This window comes from Bradyrhizobium barranii subsp. apii, assembly GCF_011516635.5.
Lineage (GTDB): Bacteria > Pseudomonadota > Alphaproteobacteria > Rhizobiales > Xanthobacteraceae > Bradyrhizobium > Bradyrhizobium barranii.
Window position 1 is genome coordinate 2362287 of the sequence record NZ_CP096255.1, and the last position, 22532, is coordinate 2384818.

The 22532-nt window shown below is 65.1% G+C and carries 18 protein-coding genes; 11 read left to right on the top strand and 7 right to left on the bottom strand.

Annotated features, from left to right (window positions below):
• Positions 1–3: 3 nt before the first annotated feature.
• Positions 4–1197 (bottom strand): efflux RND transporter periplasmic adaptor subunit, encoded by a 1194-nt coding sequence (locus HAP41_RS11265; RefSeq protein WP_166102313.1) that lies wholly within the window; start codon positions 1195–1197, stop codon positions 4–6.
• A 240-nt stretch (positions 1198–1437) separates the two neighbouring features.
• Here HAP41_RS11265 and HAP41_RS11270 point away from each other — a divergent pair, with 240 nt between their 5' ends.
• Both HAP41_RS11270 and HAP41_RS11275 read left to right on the top strand, forming a co-directional pair.
• A complete protein-coding gene (locus HAP41_RS11270; protein WP_166102309.1) occupies positions 1438–2229 on the top strand; it encodes an ABC transporter substrate-binding protein in 792 nt (263 codons plus the stop codon).
• Between the two features lie 106 nt (positions 2230–2335).
• Positions 2336–2761 carry a GNAT family N-acetyltransferase gene (locus tag HAP41_RS11275; RefSeq protein WP_224581043.1) on the top strand — a complete coding sequence of 142 codons (426 nt, stop codon included), beginning with the start codon at positions 2336–2338 and terminating at the stop codon, positions 2759–2761.
• 38 nt (positions 2762–2799) lie between these two features.
• On the opposite strand, the gene HAP41_RS11280 is transcribed toward HAP41_RS11275, so the two are convergent.
• Complete coding sequence (locus tag HAP41_RS11280) at positions 2800–3975, bottom strand: lactonase family protein (RefSeq protein ID WP_166102306.1); 1176 nt, start codon at positions 3973–3975, stop codon at positions 2800–2802.
• Between the two features lie 269 nt (positions 3976–4244).
• Between HAP41_RS11280 and HAP41_RS11285 the strand changes: the two genes are divergently transcribed.
• Together HAP41_RS11285 and HAP41_RS11290 are read left to right on the top strand one after the other, a co-directional pair.
• Positions 4245–5984 (top strand): phospholipase C, encoded by a 1740-nt coding sequence (locus tag HAP41_RS11285; RefSeq protein WP_166102303.1) that lies wholly within the window; start codon positions 4245–4247, stop codon positions 5982–5984.
• A 16-nt stretch (positions 5985–6000) separates the two neighbouring features.
• Positions 6001–7344, top strand: coding sequence for a cytochrome-c peroxidase (locus tag HAP41_RS11290; RefSeq protein ID WP_166102299.1), 1344 nt, complete (start codon positions 6001–6003; stop codon positions 7342–7344).
• Positions 7345–7424: 80 nt separating this feature from the next.
• On the opposite strand, the gene HAP41_RS11295 is transcribed toward HAP41_RS11290, so the two are convergent.
• From HAP41_RS11295 to HAP41_RS11305, 3 genes are all read right to left on the bottom strand, one after another.
• Positions 7425–8498: a hypothetical protein gene (locus HAP41_RS11295; RefSeq protein ID WP_166102295.1), complete on the bottom strand. Its 1074-nt coding sequence runs from the start codon at positions 8496–8498 to the stop codon at positions 7425–7427.
• 102 nt (positions 8499–8600) lie between these two features.
• Entirely contained in the window at positions 8601–10094 is a 1494-nt protein-coding gene (locus HAP41_RS11300) for a flavin-containing monooxygenase (RefSeq protein ID WP_166102290.1), read from the bottom strand.
• A 106-nt stretch (positions 10095–10200) separates the two neighbouring features.
• Positions 10201–10650, bottom strand: a complete 450-nt coding sequence (locus HAP41_RS11305; protein ID WP_063981444.1) for a cupin domain-containing protein — start codon at positions 10648–10650, stop codon at positions 10201–10203.
• Positions 10651–10836: 186 nt separating this feature from the next.
• On the opposite strand from HAP41_RS11305, the gene HAP41_RS11310 reads away from it, so the two are divergent.
• A complete protein-coding gene (locus HAP41_RS11310; RefSeq protein ID WP_166106084.1) occupies positions 10837–11862 on the top strand; it encodes an AraC family transcriptional regulator in 1026 nt (341 codons plus the stop codon).
• Between the two features lie 11 nt (positions 11863–11873).
• Here HAP41_RS11310 and HAP41_RS11315 read toward each other — a convergent pair whose 3' ends face one another.
• Both HAP41_RS11315 and HAP41_RS11320 read right to left on the bottom strand, forming a co-directional pair.
• Complete coding sequence (locus HAP41_RS11315; RefSeq protein WP_166102286.1) at positions 11874–13730, bottom strand: ATP-binding protein; 1857 nt, start codon at positions 13728–13730, stop codon at positions 11874–11876.
• A gap of 134 nt (positions 13731–13864) precedes the next feature.
• Complete coding sequence (locus HAP41_RS11320; RefSeq protein WP_166102283.1) at positions 13865–14497, bottom strand: cupin domain-containing protein; 633 nt, start codon at positions 14495–14497, stop codon at positions 13865–13867.
• 203 nt (positions 14498–14700) lie between these two features.
• Here HAP41_RS11320 and HAP41_RS11325 point away from each other — a divergent pair, with 203 nt between their 5' ends.
• The 6 genes from HAP41_RS11325 to HAP41_RS11350 are packed head-to-tail and all read left to right on the top strand — an operon-like array spanning position 14701 to position 22447.
• Complete coding sequence (locus HAP41_RS11325; protein ID WP_166102280.1) at positions 14701–16392, top strand: peptide ABC transporter substrate-binding protein; 1692 nt, start codon at positions 14701–14703, stop codon at positions 16390–16392.
• A 27-nt stretch (positions 16393–16419) separates the two neighbouring features.
• Positions 16420–17370: an ABC transporter permease gene (locus tag HAP41_RS11330; RefSeq protein ID WP_166102277.1), complete on the top strand. Its 951-nt coding sequence runs from the start codon at positions 16420–16422 to the stop codon at positions 17368–17370.
• The gene (locus HAP41_RS11335) at positions 17370–18245 is read left to right on the top strand and encodes an ABC transporter permease (protein WP_071910219.1); all 876 of its coding nucleotides are present in this window, start codon (positions 17370–17372) and stop codon (positions 18243–18245) included. The genes HAP41_RS11330 and HAP41_RS11335 overlap by 1 nt, the downstream gene beginning before the upstream one ends.
• 55 nt (positions 18246–18300) lie before the next feature.
• Entirely contained in the window at positions 18301–19629 is a 1329-nt protein-coding gene (locus tag HAP41_RS11340; protein ID WP_166102270.1) for an NAD(P)/FAD-dependent oxidoreductase, read from the top strand.
• Between the two features lie 13 nt (positions 19630–19642).
• Positions 19643–20569, top strand: coding sequence for a 2-hydroxyacid dehydrogenase (locus tag HAP41_RS11345; protein WP_166102267.1), 927 nt, complete (start codon positions 19643–19645; stop codon positions 20567–20569).
• A 9-nt stretch (positions 20570–20578) separates the two neighbouring features.
• Positions 20579–22447: an ABC transporter ATP-binding protein gene (locus HAP41_RS11350; RefSeq protein WP_175618144.1), complete on the top strand. Its 1869-nt coding sequence runs from the start codon at positions 20579–20581 to the stop codon at positions 22445–22447.
• Positions 22448–22532: the final 85 nt, after the last annotated feature.

The following is a 22532-nucleotide window of genomic DNA, read 5'->3' on the forward strand; positions in this document are numbered from 1 at the left end:
CCCTCACTTGGCCGACGCCTGCGGCTGGTCGATCTTCGTCGGTTGCGGATCGATCTTCTGGCCCGGGATCACGCGCAGTAGCCCCGCGATCACCACGCGATCGTCCGGCTTCAAGCCGCTTTCGATCACGCGCAGGCCGTTGTCGACCTGACCGATCTGCACCTTGCGCTGCTCGACGATGTTGTCGCTATTGACCACCAGGAGATAGCGGCCGCCCTGGTCGCTGCCGAGCGCGGTGTCGGGGACGAGGAGGGCGTTCTTGTCCTGGTCGAAGGGCACCCGGACCCGGACGAAATAGCCGGGCAGCAGCGCTCGCTTGTCGTTGGGCAAGACGCCGCGTACCGCGAGCGTGCCCGTTGATGTATTGAGGGTCGGCGAGACGTAGTCGAGGTGGCCTTCATGCGGATAGCCGGTCTCGGTCTGGAGGCCCACCTGGATCGGCAACTGTTTGAGGTCGGCCACGGTCAGCCCGCGACGGGCCGCTTCGGCGCGGATGCGAAGGACGTCCTGCTCACTGACCGTGAAGTTCACCCAGATCGGATCCAGCGCGACGATGGTTGCGAGCTGGGTCGGGGAGGAGACGCCGACGAGCTCGCCGATCGAGACCAGGTGCGCGCTGACGATGCCGTCGAACGGCGCGCTCACCTTGGTGTAGCCGTAATTGACCTCGGCGAGCCTCGTATTGACCTGGGCTTGCTGGAGACTGGCCTGGGCGTTGTCGCGGGTGGATGTCGAGGTGTCGAGAGTCGCCTGCGAGACAGCCTGGCGCTGCACGAGGTCGACCTGCCGCTTGAAATCGGCCTCGGCCTGCTTGAGCGTGGCCTGCGCGCCGACCTCGGCCGCCTGCGCCTGCTCGAGCTTGAGCTTGTAGGTCTCAGGCTCGATTAAGAAAAGCTGGGTGCCCTGCTTGACGAAGCTGCCGTCCTGATAGTCGATCGATTGCAGGAAGCCCTGTACGCGCGCCACCAGATCGACGCTCTTGACCGGCGCGGTGTTGCCGGTGGCTTCGACATAGCGCGTCACGGCCCGCTGTACCGGCGTGGCGACGTCCACCTTCGGCGGCGGCGGCGCCACGAACGTGTTCTTGTCCTCGCAGCCGGCGAGCGCCACCACGGCCGCCGCGGCAACGAGTGCCCGCCCGACATGTCTCCACGCTCCGTTCCGTTGTGCGAGATCAGCGGGATTCGCGCAGGTCATTCGGTGGCCCCCGATTATTGTCTGTCGGTGTGGCAGGCTACCAACAAATGCCCGGCCGTGGAACACCATAGCCATGGCGGTCACCAGCCTTGCACTGCAAATGGCGCAGTGGCCTTTGACACGTTTGTCATGGCAAACCGCTTTTCATCGGGTGCATGATCGACCAGAATTGTGTCAAAGTCCGAGTGACGGAAACGAAGCGGTCGAGAAGCAGAGAAGAAAAGGTGAGGAGAACATGACATGCCCACGTCCCTCCAGGCGGCCCTTGCCGGCCTCGCTTTCGCAGCGGCAGTCGCCATGCCCGCGCTAGCCGATGGCCTCAAGGACGAGATCGCGCCGACCGGCAAGCTGCGGGTCGCGATCGCGATCAGCCCGGCGGGCGGCGCGTTCTGGTCGACCAAGACCGAAGCCGGCTATGCCGGCGTGCCGGTCGACCTCGGCAAGGAGATGGCCGGCCAGCTCGGCGTGCCCGTCGAATATGTCGTGCACCAGAATTCCGGGCAGATCACCGACGCGGCGTCGGAGGGGACCTGGGACGTCACCTGGCTGCCAAAAGATCCTGAGCGCGAGACCAAGATGATGTTCGGTCCGATCTACGAGGTCGCGGATGCCACCTACATCGTCGAGCCCGGCTCAGCCATCACCAACTTCGCCAGCCTCGACCAGCCCGGCATCAAGGTCGCGGCCGTCAACGCCACCACGACCATGCGCGGGGCGATCGCGCACCTGAAGAATGCGAAAGTCACGGGCTATCAGACCTATGACGAGATCTTCGGCCTCCTGAAGAGCGGCGAGATCGACGCCTTCGCGCTGTCGCGCGACCAGCTCAACAAGATGGCGCAGAAGATCCCGGGCACGAAGGTGCTGGACGAGACCTTCAAGAAAACGGTGACGGCCGTCGCCGTCCCGCTCGGTCATCCCCAGGCGCTGACGTTCGTTTCCAGGTTCATGACGGAAGCCACGACGAACGGCACCTTGCGCAAGGCCTATGACAACAACGGCCTGAAGGACACGCCGATCCGGACTGAGTAGCGGCAGCGGCTCCATGGCAAGCGAGATTCGGTTCCGCGCTTTCTTGCCCGCCGATGCAGCCGCCGTGCGCGAGCTGTTCATCTAGGTCAATCGCCTGTTGGCGCCGGTGCATTTGGCGGAGGCGTTTGAAGGATACATCACCCGCTCCCTCGCGGAGGAGATAGATCGTCTCGCCGATTATTATTCGGATCGGAGCGGCGGTTGCTGGGTCGCCGTCGATGACGATGAAATCGTCGGCATGTTTGGACTGGAGGCCTCTGGCGAACACGCGATGGAGTTACGGCGCATGTACGTTGCTGCCGGAGCGCGGCGCCGGGGTATCGCGCGAAAGATGCTGGCGTTTGCGGAAGAGGAGTCCCGCCGCCGCAATCGTCCGGAATTGCAGCTGAGCACGTCCGAGCTTCAGCAGGATGCGCTGACGCTGTATCGAAATGCGGGATACGAGAAGGTGCGCGAAGAGATCGCCGATGCCGCCAGCAACAAGACGCTAGGTGGTGGCATTCGTCGCTACCATTTCACCAAGCGGCTCTGACGGCATCTCGGGGCGCTTCGCCCGTTATTAGGGCTGACTCACGGCTCCGCGGTGCGAATGCCTGCGGGGCTCACCTGCAGCTTGAGCGTCGAAGTCCTGGTCAGCGCCTTGCCGTCGAACGAGAATGCGATCAGCTCGTTCTCGACCATGCACTGCGCCACGACATGTTTTGAGTCCTTTGACCACACCATGCCCTGGCACCAATGGCCGATCTTGGCCTCCGCCACCGGCGTGAGGTCGGTGCCCGAGATCCTGTAAACCTTGAGCAGGCCGAAATCGTTGAAGAAGGGCGAGGCCGATGGCTTGTTCGAGCCGTTCATGACGGTGACGGCGACATGGCTGCCGTCCGGCGACATCTTCACGGCCTCAGGTGTCTGTCCAACGGTAACCGTCGTGACGACGCGGATCGGCTTGGCGGTCATGTCGATCAGACTGATCGTGTCACTGTCGCCGCTGCTGGCACCGACATTGCCGACGACGGCCACCGCGCTGCCGGTGAGGTCGATGTCGTAGGGGCGGATGCCGGCGGAGAGGTCGCGCTTGGTGTATTCGACCTTGGTCCCGTCCACGCTCAGAAGCGAGATCTTGCTATCGCCGTCGCGGGTGACCAGCGCGGTGGCTCCGTCGCGGGAGAACACCACATGGCTGGGGCCGGACTTGGCATCGCCGAGTTGAATCTTCCCGCCTGCTGTCAGCGTATTGCCGCTGATCGCGAAGACCGAGACGGTGCCTTCGCTGCGGTTGGCAACCAGCGCCAGCGTACCGGCACGGTTGATCGAGACGCCGGCGGCGCCTGGGCCGGCCTGCAATGTCGCGAGCACCTTTGGCGGGGTGGATTTGAGGTCGATCACCGAGAGCTTGTCGTCGGGGACCGTCTTGGTCGTATCCGCGGGATCGAGCTTCATCGCACCCGTGACCAGCGCAAGCGAGCCGTCCGGCGCAATCGCGACGCTCGGCGGCGGCCCGACTACGCTGGCGGGTGCCGGCACCTCGCCCAAAAGCTTCAGCGCGCCATCGGTGAGATCGATGACGCTGACCGTGTCAGGTAGCGGCTGCTTACGCACCACGGCATTGCCGTTCTCCAGCATCATCTTGCCGTCATTGGCGGTGACGACGATCTCGGCATGAGCGGCGAAATTTGCAAAGCCGGCAAAGGACGTTGCGACCAGAGCCGACGCGACATCGCGCGTGCGCCTGTGAACAGCGGCTTTCATGTTTCCCCCTGAGACTTTGTTCTTGTCCGGTCAAGCTAAATGCAACCGGGGGCATTGCGCAACAATCTGAACGCGATCATTTTTGCCTTCGCCGTTGGAATAAAACGGCAAGACGCGCTTCGGCACGGCCGAAGCGGGTGGCTGCATAAAAAATTATGCCTCGACCACTGCGCAAAGTGTCTCGTGCGTCAAACTGACACGGCTCTGTCACTCGCGATGTTTAGAACGTTTCTGATCGTAAACATCCTCATTTCCGGGGCGTCAAAAAAATGAAATCGAGACTACTGACGACGGCTGCGATTGTCGCGGCCGCGAGCGCGCTCGCGTGCACTCTTCCCGTCCTTGCGGACGATTTCGGCCGTGACCGCGATCACGGGCATGATCAAGGTCGCGACAACGATCACGACCGTGATCATCACCGTCATCCGCATGACATCCACACCGAGACGCCGATCAAGCATCTCGTGATCATCTTCAACGAGAACCGCTCGTTCGATCATTACTTCGCGACCTATCCGAACGCGGCCAATCCGTCGGGCTCGATCCCCTTCGTGCCGAAGCCGCATACGCCGAAGGTCAACAATCTCGCCAACGCGCATTTGCTGGTGAACAATCCGAACAACAGCGCGGCCAACGGCACCGGCGCGACGGATCCGTTCCGCCTCGACCGCACTCAGGCCAACACGCGCTCGCAGAACCACTCCTACACGCCCGAGCAACAGGCCGTGGACAACGGCAAGGAAGACCTGTTTCCGAAATTCACCGGCCGCGGCACCGCCGGCGGCGCCGGTGCGTTCGGCACCAACGGTCAGGTCATGGGCTATTTCGACGGCAACACCACCACCGCCTTCTGGAACTACGCCCAGCACTTCGCCATGAGCGACAATGCCTGGACCGACACTTTCGGTCCGTCGACGCAGGGCGCGCTCGCGGTGATTTCCGGCCAGACCAATGGCGCGCAGAACATCGTCGGCACCTCGGCGTCGATCGCCGACGGCCAGGGCGGCCTGACGCTGATCGGCGACACCGACCCGGCCTACGATTCCTGCTCGAGCACGAGCAGCACCGTGCTGATGACAGGCAAGAACATCGGCGACCTGCTCAACGACGAGCGCATCAGCTGGGGCAGCTTCATGGGCGGCTTTGACCTGACGCTCAAGAATGCCAACGGCACCACCGGCTGCGCGCGCACCACGTTCTCCAGCAACGTGAACGGCACGATCGTGGACTACAGCCCGCACCACGCCTGGTTCCAGTACTACAAGTCGACCGCCAACCCGACCCATGCGCGGCCGAGTTCGGTCGATGCGATCGGCCACACCTACGAGAAGGGTGGCAAGACCGTCGATCCGGCCAACCACGCCTACGACCTTGAGGACTTCTACGCCGCCGTGAAGGCCGGCAATTTCCCGGCCGTCTCCTACATCAAGATGTCGGCCTACCAGGACGGTCACGCCGGCAACTCCGATCCGCTCGACGAGCAGGTCGGCAATGTCGAGCTGATCAACTTCCTCCAGAAGCAGCCGGAGTGGCGCGAAACCGCGGTCATCATCACCTATGACGACTCCGACGGCTGGTACGACCACCAGTACGTTGCGCCGAAGACCGCCTCCTACGATCCGACCGCCGATCAGGTCAACGGTCCGGGCCTGTGCGGCCTCGGCCCGCAGAAGCAGCCGGCACCGAAGGGTCTCTCCGGCAAACCGGTGAACGGCCGCTGCGGTCCCGGCACGCGCATTCCGTTCATCGTGGTCTCGCCCTACGCCAGGACCAACCACGTGAGCAGCACCTACATCTCGCAGGCGTCCGTGGTGCGGTTCATCGAGGACAACTGGCTGCGCGGCCAGCGTATCGGCGGCGGCTCGTTCGATGCCAGCTCCGGCTCGATCATGGACCTGTTCGACTTCGATCAGGATCACAGCCATGACTACCGGACCGACGCGCTGTTCCTTGATCCGACCTCCGGCACGGCGATCACCAGCCCACCGGACGAGCACCACCACCACTAGTCCAACGGGACGCTTGATGAACAGCCGCACCATGTGGCTCCTCGGCGCCGGCCTGCTTTGTCTGGCCGGCGCCGTCTTTGCGGCCGGGACGCAAGGACTTGCGGAGACGAGCCAGCTCGGCGCGAACCCGAATCCGGTTCGCCTCATGCGCCCGCCCGTCGCGCCATTGTCCGCGATGGCGCAGCTCGGCAAGGAGATCTTCTACGACGCCTCGCTGTCGTCGTCCGGCGCGCTGTCCTGCGCGTCCTGCCACAGCCCGGATCACGCCTACGGTCCCCCCAACGACGGACCGGTGATGCTCGGCGGCGCTGCCCTGTCGCGGCAAGGCGCACGCGCGGTGCCGTCGCTGACCAATCTCGATCGCCATCCGAATTTCAGCATCGGCCCCGACAAGGGCGACGACGACAATGTCATCGACCTCGCGCAGATGGCCGCAATCGGCCAGCAGGCTGCGCGCACGACGAAGACGGCCGGCGGCAGCGGCGCATCGGCGAACATCGTGCCGCAGGGTGGCCTGTTCTGGGACGGCCGCGCCGACACGCTCCAGGACCAGGCGTTGTTCCCGCTGCTCGACCCTAACGAGATGGACGGCGGCAGTGCCGAGATCGTCGCGGACAAGCTGCGCCGTGCGCCTTACGCCAATCGCTTCGTCGAGTTGTTCGGCGCCGGCGTGCTCAAAAATCAGCGGCTCGTGATCGCGGAGGCGATGTTCGCGGTGGCGCGCTATCAGGTGGAGGAAGTCAGCTTCCATCCCTACACCAGCAAGTACGACTACTGGCTCGAGGGCAAGGCGCGACTGTCCGAAAGCGAGCTGCGCGGCCTGCAGATGTTCAACGACCCTGACAAGGCCAATTGCGCCGGCTGTCACACCTCGGCGCCGACCCGCGACGGCCTGCCGCCGCTGTTCACCGATCACCAATACGAGGCGCTCGGCGCGCCGCGCAATGCCGCGCTCGCCGGCAATCGCGATCCCAGCCATTTCGATCTCGGCGTCTGCGGCCCGCAGCGCACCGACATTTCCGAGCAGACGCAATATTGCGGCATTTTCCTGACGCCGACGCTGCGCAACACGGCGACGCGCCACGCCTTCTTCCACAACGGCGTCTTCAGCACCCTCGAGCAGGTCCTGGACTTCTACAATTTCCGCGACACCAATCCCGAAAAGGTTTTTCCGCGCGGCGCCGACGGCGCGGTGCGGAAGTACGACGACCTGCCGCAACAATATCATGCCAATGTCGACGTCACCGATCCGCCCTTCGATCGCCACCTCGGCAACAAGCCGGCAATGACGGAGCAGGACGAAGCCGACATCATCGCGTTTCTGAAGACACTGACGGACGGCTACAAGCCGGAAAACTAAGCCGTTCTCTCGGCGTGCCGCGGGGCGCGGAGGTATGGGCGTGGCAGCCTGCAGTGTCCAGGACGGCTACAACCGATCCCTCAGCGCCCCTTGATCTCCGAATATTTCACCATCGCGCGCTCGAACTTCCGGTTGAACAGCCACATCGCAGCGAGGATCTCCCGGAAGCTGGCCGAGTTGCGCGCCCGGTCGGCCTGTCCGAACGCGAAGATGCTGTTGTTGCGCAGGTGCTTCATGATGGTCGGGCTGGACACCCTGTAATTCAGGACATCGCCTGATTTGAGCGCGGACCGCGTCGGGGTCGGCACGATCTGGATCAGTTCGAACAGCTTCATTTGGTCGATCGGATCGGGCAGCGTCTTCACGATTCCCGGGATCTCCCGAAACACCTCCGCATGCGCGTTCATCAGGCCGTCGCGCACGTTGGTCCAGTGGTTGAAGCGATAGTCCGTGCCGCGGGCGCGCGCCTCTTCCTTGTCGTCGCGGGCGCTCAGCTCGGGGTTGGCCGCCGCGATCTCGCTCTTGATCGCCTCCCACTTCCTGCGGCCGTTGCGGTCCTCGGACGGGCCGGTCTGGAAGCTGCCCATATAGGTATTCGAGCGCCCGTTGCGGACATTCTGCTTGCCGTTGGTCTCGGCGAAGAACAGCCCGAGGCTGATCCGGCCCGCAGCTTCGGCGTGAGCCGGTGCAAGCCCCTTGGCGCGCGCGATCGCTGTGGCGAGATCGACGACGTCCTTGAACGGCGTCGCCGAGTTCTGCGCGCCCGCGGGCGGCGCCTCCATGACGTCGAACAGCTTTGAATATTCGTCGATCAGCGGCTCGATGTCGGCGTCGAAATAGGCCGGTGGTATCTCGAACTTGTTGGGCTTGCCGATTCGCGACGGCATGGCGTCGGTGAGATCCTTGTAAGAACTGATGACCGCGACGCGTGCCAGATAGAGCGCCTGTCCCGGCAAGTTCGGCAGCGGCTCCTTCGCCTCGATCTGTCGGCGCCGCTCGGCAAGGATGGATTTGAAATCGCCGAGCGCGCGATCATAGGTGGCGAGCGCCTCCGATTGCTTCGCGTTAGGCGTTTGTGCGTGGCTGACTGTGAACGTCGTGAGGATCAGCCCAAGCACCGCCAGGGCTATGGCGGCGTGACATCGTCGTCCCATGGCCGGTTCCCATGTGCCGGAGATTCGTCGGTCACGGGATCGTAAACATCAAACGCGCGGACTGGCGAGTTGCAAATCACGCACAGTCCGGGTTCTCCGACCTTACGCTGTGGCCCGGTACTCCGGCGCCGTCGCCAGGAACTTCGCATAGGCATCCGCATCCGGCGGCTGGAAGTGTCCGGCGAGCCCGCCGCGTTTCTGGTTCTTGGCGCCGATATCGGCCATGAGCTCGTCGAAATGGCGATAGTGATAGGGCGCGACGCAGAGGCCGCCATAGACGCCGGCAGCCGGCCGTTCGACCCGCTTGAAGTGCAGCATCATCTCGACATTGTCGCGCATCGCTTGCGCTGTCGGCTGGTTCGCGAGCTGTCCGTCGGCATAGCGAACCAGCCAGTTCGCCGCGAGGTCGGCACAGAGCACGGTGCAGAACGACGAGTTGAAGCCGACGAAGCCCATCTCCGGCAGATCAGGGTTGGCGATCAGGCGGTAGAGCCGGTACTGCCCGTCCGCATCGACAAGTTTCTGCCGATAGGCCGCGGGCAGGAAGGGTACGCCGAGCTTGTAGCCGATCGCGAGCACGGCGACGTCGGCGGCGACGCGCTCGCCGCCGCTCATCACGATGCTGTCGCCTTCGTAGTGATCGAAGCTGCCGAACACCGCCTTGATGCGGCCGTCGGCGACCATCGGGTAGAAGTTCGGCGTTGCGATCGGCACCGAGCAGTTGACGCCGTCCTCGATCCGCTCCTTCGGCACCATCTTGCAGCGGTTCAGCTTGAGCTGCGCCTTCAGCAGGCTCTCCAGCCCGCGCCAGTTCGCCCAGATCAGCGGCGCGGCGATGCGGTGCGCGAGCCGTGCCATGGAGCTCGCGCCCCAGCCCGGAAACATCTCCTCCTGCGCGCGGATGTAGAGGATGCGCTTGAAGTTCACGAGCCCGCCAATGAAATAGGGGATGCGCCACACCGGCTCGCGCATCACGATGGTGACCTCGCGCGCGCCCGATTTCACCGCGTTCACGGCGATGTCGGTCGCGGACTTCGAGCCGCCGAGCACGACGACGCGCCGCCCTTTCGCCAGCGTCGGATCGCTGTATGTCGACGAATGCTGGATCTGGCCGCCCTGCGCCAGAAAGCCGTCCTCGCCCGGGCGATGCAGCTCGCGCGGCTCGTTGAACTGCCCGGTGCAGACCGCGACGAAATCGAAATTCTCGTTCGTGGTCGCGCCGTCCTTGCCTGATAGCGTGAGCGTCCAGCCCGGTTTGCCATCGGCGCGGCGCTCCATGCCGGCGACCCCAGTGTTGAGGCGCAGCATGTGGTTGAGGCCAAAGTTTTTCGCATAGTCGCAGAGATAGGCATGGACCTGCGGCCCGGTGGGCCATTCCGGATAACTGTCCGGCATGGCGCGATCGGTGTAGCGGTAGAGCTCCTTCGGGCTCTGGGTCTGCACGTCAGGGTACGAGCGGGCCGGCTCCCAGACGCCGCCGAGATCGGCACTGCGCTCGACGATGGTGACGCGGTGGCCGTGGCTGGAGAACGCCTTTGCGGCGGCGAGGCCTGAGACGCCGGCGCCGATCACGCAGACATGCTTGGGGCTGACCATGGGATTCCTCGCGATCAATGTGTTTCGGGCGCAAGCGGCCACGTTCGGCCGCAATGCGCGGCCGGCGGACCTGCAAGCAGATGAAAGTGGACGGGGAGGCCGCTGCCTAGTCGTTGGCCTCGGGCGGCAGGAAGTCGACCTCGTGCAGCGCCGAGATGCGCACGACCTCGGCGGGGTCGGTCAGATTGTGGAGCTGGTTGAACAGCGCCTCCAGCTTCTGCATCGGCGAGACCCAGAACAGCGCGCGGCACGGCTTGTCGGACTTGTTGAAATAGCCGTGCGGGATGCCGCGCGGCATGCGCACCAGATCCCCGGCATGGGCCTTGACCCATTGGCCGTCGAGCTTGAGGTCGAGCGTGCCTTCCTGCACCAGGATGAACTCGTCCTGGGTCGGATGGATGTGCACCGGCACGAACTGGCCGGGCTCGCTGTTGGTCTCGAACGCGAAGGTGGAATCTGTGACGGCCTTGGGAAAATAGACCTGACCAAGGATGTTCCAGCTCTTGCCACCATAGCCCGTGCCAACAGCGGTTATGCCCTTTTCGAGTGCAGTCATGGCTCGCTCCTCATGGATTCCGGCGAGAATGGAGCTTCGACCCGTCGACGGTCGGTGTCTATCCGCTAAACGAATCCGGACGCGACTGTTGCCGTGCAGCATGATGATTTTGCGACGCGGCCCTTTCCGCGTTCGAGGAACCATTATAGGCTTAAAGCAATTCCGTGACGCGAAGCGTGGTCGATGATGTCCGCAGCCGTGCTGGAAATGACCGCAAGAACGTCTGCAGCCGAACGGCTTGCGGACTTCGCCCGCGTCACCACGGACGATGTCGACGAAGCGGCAGAGCAGATCGGACGCATGTTCTGCCCGCACAATCTCGAGCCGGTACGGCCGCGCGGACCCGGTTTCTCCGCCCGGCACAATTGCGCGGCGTTCGACGGCTTCTCCATCAACTATGTCGCCTATGACGGGTCGGTGAGCATCGATCCCGGCTGCCTCGAGCGCTTCTTCCTGGTGCAGGTCCCGCTCACCGGCACCGCCCGCATTCGTGCCGGCGTCAGCGAAATCGATGCCGCGCCGGGCCGGACGGCGTCGCTGCTGTCGCCGACCATCCCGACCCGGATGATGTGGAGCGACTGTGCGCAGGCGATCCTGCTGCTCGACCGTCGCATGGTCGAGCAACGCGCTGCGTCGCTGTCTGGCAGGGTGGCCGGCCCAGTCGAGTTTGATGCCGCGATCGACCTCGACGCACCGGCGGGGCTGGCCCTGCAGACCAGCCTTGCCGAGCTGATGCTGCTCGCCGAGCGTCTCGGGCCGTCCGGCAGGCTTTCGCCGGTCGCAATGGCCGATTGGCGCGAGGTGCTGCTCGATCATCTCCTCAATGGCCAGCGCCACGGCCTGTCGGATGCGATCAGGAGGTTCTCGGGGCAAGCCGAGCGTCTGCCGCGTGCACTGCGCGCCGCGCGGGACCATCTTGCGGAAAATGCCGGTGAGCCGCTCGACCTCGCGCAGCTCGCCTGCGCGTCCGGGATCGGCGTCCGCGCGCTCCAGCTCGGCTTCCGCCGCCACTTCGGCGTATCGATCTCGGAGATGCTGCTCGACATGCGCCTCGCTGCTCTGCACGCCCGGCTCGCGCAGGCTTCGCCGGGTGTCTCCATCACCGAGATCGCCTTCGATCTCGGCTTCACTCATCTCGGCCGCATGGCGGGTGCCTACCGCGAAAAATTCGGCGAGACGCCGTCGGCAACGCTGCGGCGGAGGATGAGCTAGGCGGCAGGCATCTATTTTCGCGATCGCGTCGTGCCGCTGTCTTCAGCCGCCTGCCTCCGCAAAAAGCCCTCGACATCCGCCTGCACCGAGTACGGCGTCGGGATCGGATCGCCCGCTGCGTCGACGGCGGTGTCGAGGGAGCGGCGCAGCATGCGCGCGAGCTCGGCTTTTCGGTACGGCTTTGCCAGCAGCGGCGCGCCCATGGTGGCGCGCCCCTGCGCGTGCAGCGAATCGTAGGCATAACCCGACGTGAACAGCACCCGCAGCGAGGGCCGCGCAGCCACCATCTGTTCGGCGAGCTCGCGTCCGTTGACGCCGCCGGTCATCACGATGTCGGTGAAGAGCAGATCAAACGGCGTGCCTTCGGCCACGATGGCGAGCGCTTCGGTCGCGTTGGCGGCGGAGATGACCTTGTAGCCGAGGCTTTCGAGCTGGACGGTGACATATTGGCGGACGTCGCGATCATCCTCGACGCAAAGGATGGTCTCCGTGCCGCCCACCACCTTGCGCTCGTCGTAGCCGGTCGGACGGAGCGTGCTGGTCTCGGCCTTCGGCAGGTAGATCGTGAAAATCGTGCCGCGGCCTTCTTCGGACGTGACCTTGATGCCGCCGCCGGACTGCTTGACGAAACCGAACACCATGCTGAGACCGAGCCCGGTGCCCTTGCCAACATCCTTGGTCGAGAAGAACGGATCGAAGATGCGTTCGAGGATGGCTTGCGGAATACCCGTGCCGGTATCGGCGATCTCGATCTCGACATAGTCGCCGGCATAGCCGGCGCCCACCGCCACGGCCTCGCGCACGCCGAACACCACGTTGCGCGTCGTCAGCGTGAGCTTGCCGCCATCCAGCATCGCGTCGCGGGCGTTGATCGCGAGGTTGAGCAGCGCCGCGCTCAGTTGGCCGCGGTCGGCGAAAGCCAGCCAGACGTTGCGGTCAAGCCTGGACACGATCTCGATCTTCCTGTCGAAGGTCGCCAGCAGCAGCTTTGCCACCTCTTCGAGCAGCTCGTTGACGTCGATCTCGGCCGGCTGGAGCGCCTGCTTGCGGGCAAACGACAACAGGCTCGACGTCAGCGCGGCGCCGCGATCGGCCGCTTCGCTGATCAGCTTGGTGATGGTCGCAAGCGGCGGATCGTCCTTCACGGCGTCGGCGAGGATCTCGATCGTGCCCGTGATCACGGTGAGCATATTGTTGAATTCGTGCGCGATGCCGCCGGTGAGCTGGCCGACCGCCTCCATCTTCTGGGCCTGGATCAGTTGCTCCTCGGCAGCGCGCTTCCGGGTGACGTCCTTGACGAAATTGTTGATGATGGTGCGCCCGCCGAGCTGGAGCGCCGTGCTCGACGCCTCGATCAGGATCCGGTCGCCGTTCCGGTGCAGCAGCGTCGCTTCGAACCGGATGCCGATCGGCGTATCCGACAGCTCCGGCAAAAGCCGCATCATGCGTTGCCTGAAGCCGTCGCGGAGCGGCTCGGCGATGAGGAGGTTGACGACGTCGGCGCCGAGCGCCTCCTTGCGGGTCCATCCGGTCAGGGCCTCGGCCTGGACACTCCACTCCAGGACGATGCCGTTCGCATCGGTCTGAACGAAGGCGTCGAGCGCGGTCTTGATGACGGCCTGGGTCATCTGTGCGCTGGCCTGGGCCTGCTCGGCCAGTTGCGCGGCGGCGCGTTTGTCCTGCGCCGTTTCGATCGCGCGCGTGCACAGCCGTGCGAGCAGCACCGCAACGGCGCCGCTTGCCAGCAAAGCGACGACCTGGGCAAAGCCGAACCCGGTCCCGGTCGCGGCATAGGAGGCGAGGAGGGCCACGGCGGTCACGGCGACCTGCGCGGCCAGCGCGAGTGTCAGAAGCGGTCTGAGTTTCATGGTCTCACACCAGCGACGTCAATCGCGGGACCCTCGCGTTCGCGCTGTAGATTGCTCCAGCTTCACGTCAGCTACAGGCTCCGCGGGCCTGCGTCGAGGGGCAATTTCCGGTGGGGCGCCGGCGTTCCTCGCGCTCAACCTGCCGGCGAATCGGTCTGGCGCAGCGTCGTGACCCAGATCACACGTGCGGCCTGCTGGGTCGGGTTGTCGAACATGTGCGGCACGATGCTCGGAAAGCGGAAACTGTCGCCGGCCTCGAGCAGATGAGCCTGGTTGTCGAGCCACAGCCGCAGGCTGCCGGACAGGATGTACCCGGCCTTCTCGCCGGTGTGCTGCAAGAAGTCGGTGCCGGACGAGGCGCCGGGGTTGAGCGTCAGCTCGTAGAGTTCGAGCTGGCCCTCGTCTGCCGGCGTCAGCGCTTCCTTGACGACGCCGCTGGCGGTGAGCCGCAGCAGGCGCCGGCTGTTCTTGCGCACGATGTAGCGCTGCACGTCGGCGGGATCGGTGGTCTCGAAGAAATAGGAGATGGGCACGTCGAGCGCGATGCTGAGCAGGCGCAGCGTCCGTATCGACGGCATGGCACGCGCGCGTTCGAGCTGGCTGATCATGCCGTTGGAGAGCCCGGTCTTGGTGGCGACGTCCTGGATCGAGAGGCCGGCGCGCTGCCGCAGCAGCCGCACGGTCTCGCCGAGCCTCTGGTCGACCGCATCGTCGGCCTCGATCGCCGGGGCGTCCTTCGGGCCGTTGGTATCGCCGCGACCATCCATGTCGCTCTCCCATGCATTGCCTCGCCGCCGGAATGGCCGGCGGCGTGAAAAGGTCGCGCATCCTAGCAATGTGATTGACAGCTGTATTTAGTCATGATGAACTTTTGACTGAAAAATTTAGAAGCACTAAAGCCCACTCCTGTCCCTTTGCCGGGTCTCGGGGGCGCGGGAGACGGTGCCGTGTGCGGGAACGGAGACTGGTCATGGCAGACAGCACCGGCAAGTTCGGCGTTGGCGGACTGCGTCATCTCGGCATTCCGAATCGCCGACAATTCTTCCAGCTCGGCGCGGGCGCCGCGGCGGGATGGACCCTCGCAGGCGACGCCTTTGCGCAGAGCGAACGCCCGACCAATCCGCCGGACAAGCCGCGCGGGCAGGTGATTGCGGCGCTGTCGCAGGAGCCGACCGTCTTCCATCCGCTGATGCCGGGCATCGAGGTCGATCAGGGCATCTGGTGGCAGGTGTTCTCGCCGCTCTGGTTCATCGAACCCGACGGCAAGTTCGTCCCTGATCTCGCGCGCGAAGTCCCGACCGTCGAGAATGGCGGCCTGTCGGCCGACGGCCTGACCTGGAAGATCAAGTTGCGCAGCGACGTGAAATGGCACGACGGCACGCCGTTCACGGCCGAGGACGTGAAGTTCTCGCTGGACCTGATCAACAATCCCGACTTCCGTGTCCGCAACCGCGTCGGCCACAACCTCGTCAAGGACATCAAGGTCGTCGCGCCCGACGAGATCCACTGGCGGATGGAGGCTCCCTATTCGCCCTACATGTCGATCCTGTCGCTCACCTTCATCGTGCCGAAGCACATCCTGGAGAAGCTGTCGGATCCGAACGCCTCGCCGTTCCACAATGCGCCTGTCGGCACCGGGCCGTTCCGCTGGGGCGAGCGCGTGCCCGGCGACCACATTCAATTGAATGCCCACGCCGGTTACCACGGCAAGGGACCCTACGTCGAACGCGTGGTCTTCAAATACATTCCCGACCTCACCGTCCTCTACACCCAGTTCCGCACGGGGCAGGTCGACTACACCGGCCTGCAAGGCATTTTGCCGAACTTCGTGCAGGAGGCGAAGACGCTGAAGGGCCGCAAGATCTTCGTCTCCGCGACCTCGTCGGTGGAGCACGTCGCGCCCAACCTCGAATTCGGCCCCTTCGCCGATCGCGCGGTGCGCGAGGCGCTTTACCTTGCCATCAACAAGCAGGCGATCATCGATGCGCTGAACTACGGCCTGCCGACCCAGACCGAGAGCTTCGTGCCGCAACAGGCCTGGTCGTTCCAGCAGGGCCTGCCGCAGCACAAATACGATCCGGCCAAGGCCAACGCGTTGCTCGACGCAGCCGGATGGACCCGGGGCTCCGGCGGCATCCGCGAGAAGGGTGGGGTCAAGCTCGAATTCACCAATTCGACGACGTCGGGAAATGCGGTGCGCGAGCAGACCCAGCAGCTCCTGATCCAGGACTGGCGCGCGATCGGCGCGGCGATGCGGGTCAACAACATGCCCGCCGCCGTGATCTGGGGCGATTTCTGGCAGCAGTCGAAGTTCAATTCGGTGCTGGTGTCCGTGAACTTCATGCTCGGCAGCGACCCCGACGTGACGCCGCGCTTCGGCTCCGGCGCTATCCCTGCCAAGGGCGGCCGTGGCTTCAACACCTATCAGTACAACAGCGCCGAGGCCGATCGTCTGCTCGCCGAGGGCGCCAAGCAGTTCGATCTCGCCCAGCGCAAGACGACCTACGGCGATCTGCAGAAGCTGATCCGCAACGACCTCGCCATCCTGCCGCTGTTCCAGGGTTTTATCGCCGAGGGCGTGAAGGAGGGGCTGCAAGGCTTCCGTCCCAACATCAACACCTCGATCAATTGCTGGAACATCCGCGAATGGTATTGGGCCTGATGCGCTTGGCGCACTGGATCGCCTGAGATGGCCCGTTACGTCGTCAACCGCCTGGCGCAAGCGATCATGCTGCTGGTGATCGTCTCCGCGATCGGGTTTGCCATCCTGCATCTGGCCCCCGGCGGTCCGCTGTCGCAATACGCGGCGTCCGCGCAGATGACGCAGGAGGACCTCGACCGCGTCACGAGGCAGCTCGGCCTCGATCGCCCGTTGCCGATCCAGTATCTCGACTGGTTCGGCCGCATGCTGAAAGGCGATTGGGGCAAGTCCTATCGCGACGGCGAGGCGGTGCTGTCGGTGATCTCCTCCCATCTCGGCGCCACGCTGGAGCTGATGGCGACGGCGACCATCATCGCGGTTTTGCTCGGCTGCTGGATCGGCGTGCTGGGCGCGCTGCGCCGCTATTCGCTGTTCGATACACTGGCGACCGTCGGCGCCATGATCGCGCTGTCGATCCCGACCTTCTGGTTCGGCCTCGTCACCATCTACGTGTTCTCGGTGAAGCTCGGCTGGCTGCCGGCCGGCAATCGCCAAACCGTCGGCGATGGCTCCTTCCTCGACCTGCTGCATCATCTGATTGCGCCGGCGCTGGTGCTGGCGCTGGTCGAGACCGCGATGTGGGGCCGCTTCATGCGCTCCTCCATGCTCGAGGTGATCAACCAGGACTACATCCGCACCGCGCGCGCCAAGGGCATGCCGGAATGGCGCATCCTCACCGTACACGCGCTGCGCAACGCCCTGCTGCCGATGATCACGGTGGCCGGCCTCCAGTTTCCGACGCTGCTCGGCGGTGCGCTCGTCGCCGAAACCGTGTTCACCTGGCCCGGCATGGGCCGGCTGTTCCTGGATTCCATCGGCTACCGCGACTATCCCGTGGTGATGGGCATCCTGATGTTCTCGGCGACGATGGTGCTGATCGGCTCGCTGCTTGCCGACATCCTCTATGCCGTCGTCGATCCGCGCATCCGGGTGGGCTAATGACGGCTGCGACCCTCTCGACCGTTCAGCTCGCGCCCGGCCAGGCCGCATGGCGGCGCTTTCGCCGGCACCGGCTTGCGCTCGCCGGTGCTGTAATCATTCTGGTTCTCGTCCTCGGCTCGGCGTTCGGTCCTTATCTCCTGCCGTTCGACGACACCTATATCGACATCATGAAGCGGTTCGCGCCGCCCTTGTCGGGTGCACATATCCTCGGCACCGACGAACTTGGCCGCGACGTGCTGGCGCGACTGATGATGGGCGGACGCGTCTCGCTCACGATCGGCATCGTCGCGATGGTGATCGCGATGGCGGTGGGAATCGCCGTTGGCGCCTTCGCCGGCTTCTATGGCGGCGTGGTCGGCGCGGTCCTGATGCGGCTCGTCGACGCCGTGCTCTGTTTCCCGACGATCTTCCTGCTGCTTGCGCTCGCGGCGCTCACCGAGCCCGGTCTCGCCACCACGACCGTGCTGATCGCTGCCACAGCGTGGATGGCCGTGGCGCGCGTCGTCGAAGCGCAAGTGCGTTCGCTGCGCGAGCGCGAATTCGCGGTTGCCGCGCTCGCCTTCGGCTCGTCGAATCTGCGGATCATGTTTCGCGAGCTCGTGCCCAACGCGATTGCGCCGATCGTGGTGGCGGCGACGCTGAACGTCGCCAAGGCGATTCTACTCGAATCCTATGTCAGCTATCTCGGCTACGGCATCCAGCCGCCGGCCGCGAGCTGGGGCAACATGCTCAACAATGCGCAGATCTACCTCACCAGCGCGCCGTGGCTTGCGATCGCGCCGGGCGTCGCCATCACGCTCGCGGTGACGAGCTTCAATTTCCTCGGCGACGGCTTGCGCGACGCGCTCGACCCGCGAATGAACATCCCATGACGAGCCTGACCCCGAGCCGACTTGCTTCGATCGAACTGAATAGCTGGAGTGTCCCATGTCCCCGCCGCTCACCCGTATAAACAGCGACGAACGCCTGCCGGCGCAGGTGGACGTCGTCGTCATCGGCGGCGGCGTCATCGGCGTTTCCGCGGCCTATCATCTGGCGAAGAAGGGTCTCTCCGTTGCACTGGTCGAGAAAGGCCATGTCGGCGGCGAGCAGTCGAGCCGCAATTGGGGCTGGTGCCGCCAGCAGGGCCGCGCTCGTGAGGAGATCCCGCTGGCCCGCGAGGCGCTCCGGCTGTGGGAGGACATGCAGAACGACGCCGGTGTCGATGCCGGCTTCCGCCGCACCGGCGTGCTGTTCCTGACCAAAAGCAAGGACGAGCTGGCCAGTTGGGAGCGATGGGCCGCAACGGCGCGCGAGATGCAGGTCCACTCGACCGTCCTGACGCCGGCGGAAGTCGCCGAGCGCCTGCCGGGCAATTCCGAGAAATGGATCGGCGGCCTGCACACGCCGAGCGATGGGCGCGCCGAGCCGTCGATGGCCGTGCCGGCGCTCGCCACCGCCGCACGCAAGCACGGCGTGACCATCCACCAGGGCTGCGCTGCGCGCGGGCTGGAAACGCAGGGCGGACGGATCAGCGCCGTCGTCACCGAGAAGGGCACCATTCGCACCCAGTCCGTGCTGCTGTCGGGCGGCGCGTGGTCGTCGCTGTTCTGCCGCCGTCATGGCATCGAGCTGCCGATCGGTCTCGTCAACGCCACCGCATGCCGGACCACGCCGGGACCGGAGATCACGTCCGGCGCGCTCGGCACCGACTTCTACTGCATCCGCCGCCGCCTCGACGGCGGCTTTACACTGGCGCTGCGCGGCCGCGGTACTGTCGAACTGTCGCCAGACCTGTTCCGCTACGCGCGCACCTTCTGGCCGACCTACCTGCATCGCAAGAACGGGCTGAAACTGTCGTTCGGCAAGTCGTTCTTCGACCAGATCGTGCGCGGCACGAGCTGGAGCTTCGACAAGCCGTCGCCGTTCGAGACCGAGCGTGTGCGCGATCCGGCACCTGACATGTCGCTGGTCAACGCGGCGCTGGCTTCGCTGATCAAGTCGAATCCCGAATTGAAGGACATCGAGATCGCGGAAGCCTGGGGCGGCACGATCGACTGCACGCCGGACACCATTCCTGTGATCTCGCCGGTCGATGCCTTGCCCGGCTTCTTCCTCGCGACGGGCTTCTCCGGCCATGGCTTTGGCATCGGTCCTGCGGCCGGCAAGCTCGCCGCCGACATCGTGACCGGCGCGACGCCGCTGGTCGATCCCGCGGCCTACAGCCACAAGCGCATGATCGACGGCCGGCGTCTCGCGCCGGTCAGCCCGTTCTGAGAGTGCTGGTGGCATGACGGTTCTCTACAAGGCCAACATGGTTCGCGGCGCCGAATGGGCGCGCTTCTTCGCGGAGCGCGCGCCCGATGTGCCGTTCCGGCTCTGGCCCGACATCGGCGATCCCGCAGAGGTGCGCTACCTGGTGGCGTGGGTACCGCCTGATAACATCGCGACGACCTTTCCCAATCTCGAGCTGGTCTTTTCGGTCGGTGCGGGCGTGGATCAGTTCGATGCCACGAAAGTTCCGGCGCACATTCCGCTCGTCCGCATGTTGGAGCCCGGCATCGCCGAGACCATGGTGGAATACGTCACCATGGCCGTGCTCGCCCTGCATCGCGATCTCCTGCACTTCATCAGCCAGCAGAAGGAGCAGGTCTGGCGCGAGATCCGGATCACGCCGGCCAAACGTCGTCGTGTCGGCGTGATGGGGCTGGGCCAGCTCGGCCAGGCCGTGCTCGACCGGCTCAAGGCGTTCGACTTTCCGCTTCTCGGCTGGAATCGTTCGCCGCGCGAGATTGAAGGCGTCACCTGTTACGCCGGTACGGACACCTTGCCAGAGTTTCTCGCGCAGGCCGACATTCTCGTCTGCCTGCTGCCGCTGACCGACGAGACCCGCGGCATCCTCAATGCCGATCTGTTCGCGCGCCTGCCGCGCGGAGCAGGGCTCGTCAATGTCGGGCGTGGCCCGCATCTCGTCCAAGCCGATTTTCTCGCGGCGCTCGACAGCGGCGCGCTGTCCGGTGCGGTGCTCGACGTCGCCGATCCCGAGCCGCTGCCCGCCGGCCACCCGTTCTGGAGCCATCCGCGCATCTTGCTGACGCCGCACAATGCCAGCATGACGACGCCTGATACGGCCGTCGCTTTCGTGCTCGACGTCATCGCACGCCACCGCCGCGGCGAAGATCTGCCGGGGCGCGTCGATCGTAGTCGCGGCTATTAGGGCAATCGCATGAGCACCGGCGCAAGCAGGCCTGATCCGATCGTTGCCGAAGCGAAGGCGCCCGTGTTGTCGGTCGCGGGCCTGACCACGTCCTTTCTGCGCGAGCGGCAATGGATTCCCGTCGTCCGCGACGTGTCGTTCGATATCGCGGCCAAAGAAACCGTGGCGATCGTCGGCGAGTCCGGTTCGGGCAAGAGCGTCACCGCGCTTTCCATCATGCGGCTCATTCCGAAGGAGAGCGGCCGCGTCGAGGGGCGCGTCACGCTCGCGGGCCGCGATCTGCTGACGCTGTCCGAAGCGAGCATGACGGATGTCCGTGGCAACGATGTCGCCATGATCTTCCAGGAACCGATGACGAGCCTCAATCCGGTGCTCACCATCGGATTCCAGATCGCCGAAGCGCTGATCCAGCATCGCGGCCTGTCGCGCGCGGCGGCGGAGGCCGAGACCATCCGTCTGCTCGATCGTGTCCGCATTCCCGCGGCGGCATCACGCTTCCACGAGCATCCGCATCGTTTCTCCGGCGGCATGCGCCAGCGCGTGATGATCGCGATGGCGCTCGCCTGCAAGCCGAAGCTGCTGATCGCCGACGAGCCGACGACCGCACTCGACGTCACCATCCAGGCGCAGATCCTGGAGCTTCTGAAGGAGCTCCAGCAGGAGGAGGGGATGTCGATCCTCTTCATCACCCACGACATGGGCGTGGTCGCCGAGATCGCGGACCGTACCGTGGTGATGTATGGCGGGCAGGCCGTCGAGACCGATGCGACCGCGCGCATCTTCGCAGCACCCTCGCATCCCTATACAAGCGCGCTGCTCGCGGCCGTACCGCGTCTGGGCTCGATGGGTGGGCGGACGCGGCCGATGCGTTTTCCGATCGTCGACAAGGTGACGGGCACCTCGGACGAGCCAACGGAGACACCTGAGACGGTCTCAACCGCGGAGCGGCCGCTGCTCGAAGTCGCCAATCTTACCACGCGCTTTCCGATCCGCTCCGGCTTGTTCGGCAAGGTTTCGGGCCGCGTCCACGCGGTCGAGAACATCTCCTTCACCCTGCGCGCCGGCGAGACGCTGGCGCTGGTTGGCGAATCCGGTTGCGGCAAGTCCACGACAGGCCGTTCCATCCTCAAGCTGACGGAGCCGGACAGCGGCACCGTCCTCGTCGACGGCCAGGACGTCCTCGCCATGAACGCCCGGACCTTGCGCGACTTCCGCAAGCAGATGCAGATCGTATTCCAGGATCCGTTTGCGAGTCTCAATCCGCGCATGTCGGTGGGGACGGCGATCGCAGCACCGCTGCTCGCCAACGGGCTCGCCACGGCATCGCAGGCGCGCGACAAGGTCGCCGACCTCCTCGTGCGCGTCGGCCTGACCGCGGATATGGCCGCGCGCTTTCCACACGAATTCTCCGGCGGCCAGCGCCAGCGCATCTGCATTGCGCGCGCGCTCGCGCTCGGGCCGAAGCTGATCGTTGCGGACGAAGCGGTCTCCGCCCTCGACGTCTCGGTCAAAGCGCAGGTCGTCAACCTGATGCTCGACCTCCAGGCCGGCATGGGCCTTGCCTATCTCTTCATTTCCCACGACATCGCGGTGGTCGAGCGCATGAGCCATCGCGTCGCGGTGATGTATCTCGGCGAGATCGTCGAGACCGGCCCGCGCGCAGCCTTGTTCGGCAATCCGCAGCATCCCTACACGAAGAAGCTGATGGCCGCGGTGCCGGTGCCCGATCCATCGCGCCGCGGCACGAAGCGCGAGACCTCGAACGACGAGATCAGAAGCCCGGTGCGCGCACCGGATTATCAGCCGCCGGTCCGGCAGTATCGCGAAGTCTCGCCCGGCCACGTCGTCCAGGTCTGGGGCGAGGAATGGTCGGCCTAGCGGCGCAAAGGCGCGCAGCGGATGCTTTCCAGAACGCACGATAAAATCGTGCCCTGATCAGCCGCACACGTTAACGCTGTTGTCC

Excerpts from the sequence above, each read along its gene's own strand:
- HAP41_RS11265 (WP_166102313.1), bottom strand. The coding sequence starts at position 1,197 with ATGACCTGCGCGAATCCCGCTGATCTCGCACAACGGAACGGAGCGTGG.
- HAP41_RS11270 (WP_166102309.1), top strand. The coding sequence starts at position 1,438 with ATGCCCACGTCCCTCCAGGCGGCCCTTGCCGGCCTCGCTTTCGCAGCG.
- HAP41_RS11280 (WP_166102306.1), bottom strand. The coding sequence starts at position 3,975 with ATGAAAGCCGCTGTTCACAGGCGCACGCGCGATGTCGCGTCGGCTCTG.
- HAP41_RS11285 (WP_166102303.1), top strand. The coding sequence starts at position 4,245 with ATGAAATCGAGACTACTGACGACGGCTGCGATTGTCGCGGCCGCGAGC.
- HAP41_RS11290 (WP_166102299.1), top strand. The coding sequence starts at position 6,001 with ATGAACAGCCGCACCATGTGGCTCCTCGGCGCCGGCCTGCTTTGTCTG.
- HAP41_RS11295 (WP_166102295.1), bottom strand. The coding sequence starts at position 8,498 with ATGGGACGACGATGTCACGCCGCCATAGCCCTGGCGGTGCTTGGGCTG.
- HAP41_RS11300 (WP_166102290.1), bottom strand. The coding sequence starts at position 10,094 with ATGGTCAGCCCCAAGCATGTCTGCGTGATCGGCGCCGGCGTCTCAGGC.
- HAP41_RS11305 (WP_063981444.1), bottom strand. The coding sequence starts at position 10,650 with ATGACTGCACTCGAAAAGGGCATAACCGCTGTTGGCACGGGCTATGGT.
- HAP41_RS11310 (WP_166106084.1), top strand. The coding sequence starts at position 10,837 with ATGTCCGCAGCCGTGCTGGAAATGACCGCAAGAACGTCTGCAGCCGAA.
- HAP41_RS11315 (WP_166102286.1), bottom strand. The coding sequence starts at position 13,730 with ATGAAACTCAGACCGCTTCTGACACTCGCGCTGGCCGCGCAGGTCGCC.
- HAP41_RS11320 (WP_166102283.1), bottom strand. The coding sequence starts at position 14,497 with ATGGATGGTCGCGGCGATACCAACGGCCCGAAGGACGCCCCGGCGATC.
- HAP41_RS11325 (WP_166102280.1), top strand. The coding sequence starts at position 14,701 with ATGGCAGACAGCACCGGCAAGTTCGGCGTTGGCGGACTGCGTCATCTC.
- HAP41_RS11330 (WP_166102277.1), top strand. The coding sequence starts at position 16,420 with ATGGCCCGTTACGTCGTCAACCGCCTGGCGCAAGCGATCATGCTGCTG.
- HAP41_RS11335 (WP_071910219.1), top strand. The coding sequence starts at position 17,370 with ATGACGGCTGCGACCCTCTCGACCGTTCAGCTCGCGCCCGGCCAGGCC.
- HAP41_RS11340 (WP_166102270.1), top strand. The coding sequence starts at position 18,301 with ATGTCCCCGCCGCTCACCCGTATAAACAGCGACGAACGCCTGCCGGCG.
- HAP41_RS11345 (WP_166102267.1), top strand. The coding sequence starts at position 19,643 with ATGACGGTTCTCTACAAGGCCAACATGGTTCGCGGCGCCGAATGGGCG.
- HAP41_RS11350 (WP_175618144.1), top strand. The coding sequence starts at position 20,579 with ATGAGCACCGGCGCAAGCAGGCCTGATCCGATCGTTGCCGAAGCGAAG.